The following is a 996-nucleotide window of genomic DNA, read 5'->3' as shown; positions in this document are numbered from 1 at the left end:
CGATATCCTTCGCCAGGCTTCCGCTTATTTTGCGAAGGCGGAGTTCGACCGCCTCTGGAAAAAATGATGCCACTGCTGGATAAGCTGCGTGAGCAGTACGGGGTCGGACCGGTATGCAGCGAACTGCATATTGCCCCGTCAACGTATTACCATTGTCAGCAACAGCGACATCATCCGGATAAACGTAGTGCCCGTGCGCAGCACGACGACTGGCTGAAGAGAGAGATACAGCGCGTATACGATGAAAATCATCAGGTGTACGGTGTGCGTAAAGTCTGGCGTCAGTTGTTACGGGAAGGAATCAGGGTGGCCAGATGTACAGTGGCACGTCTCATGGCGGTTATGGGACTTGCCGGTGTTCTCCGGGGTAAAAAGGTCCGTACGACCATCAGCCGGAAAGCCGTTGCCGCAGGCGACCGCGTAAACCGTCAGTTCGTGGCAGAACGACCTGACCAGCTGTGGGTGGCTGATTTTACTTACGTCAGCACATGGCAGGGCTTCGTCTATGTGGCGTTTATCATTGATGTGTTTGCCGGATACATCGTGGGGTGGCGGGTCTCATCGTCTATGGAAACGACATTCGTGCTGGATGCGCTGGAGCAGGCGTTGTGGGCCCGTCGTCCGTCTGGCACCATCCATCACAGCGATAAAGGCTCTCAGTATGTGTCACTGGCCTATACGGAGCGACTAAAAGAAGCCGGATTACTGGCATCAACAGGGAGTACAGGCGACTCGTATGACAACGCGATGGCTGAGAGCATCAATGGTCTTTACAAAGCGGAGGTAATACACCGTAAGAGCTGGAAAAACCGTGCAGAAGTGGAACTGGCCACACTAACGTGGGTGGACTGGTATAACAATCGACGATTGCTGGGAAGGCTGGGCCATACTCCTCCGGCAGAAGCAGAAAAAGCTTATTATGCTTCCATCGGAAACGATGATCTGGCAGCCTGAGTTCACAGATAAAACACTCTCCAGGAAACCCGGGGCGGTTCA

At 53.8% G+C, this 996-nt stretch carries 1 pseudogene and 1 other annotated feature; the pseudogene reads left to right on the top strand.

Features of this window, described 5'->3' with window-relative positions:
- Nucleotides 1-954: pseudogene (locus ACJHWT_RS25445) on the top strand (IS3-like element IS1203 family transposase); the annotation flags it as partial.
- Nucleotides 22-138: a sequence feature (AL1L pseudoknot), on the top strand. (Overlaps the previous pseudogene by 117 nt.)
- Nucleotides 955-996: the final 42 nt, after the last annotated feature.

Source organism: Escherichia sp. WS338, from assembly GCF_046486405.1.
Classification (GTDB): Bacteria; Pseudomonadota; Gammaproteobacteria; order Enterobacterales; family Enterobacteriaceae; genus Escherichia; species Escherichia coli.
Note: the sequence above shows the minus strand (reverse complement) of the source record. Positions and strands in the feature narration are given on the sequence as shown.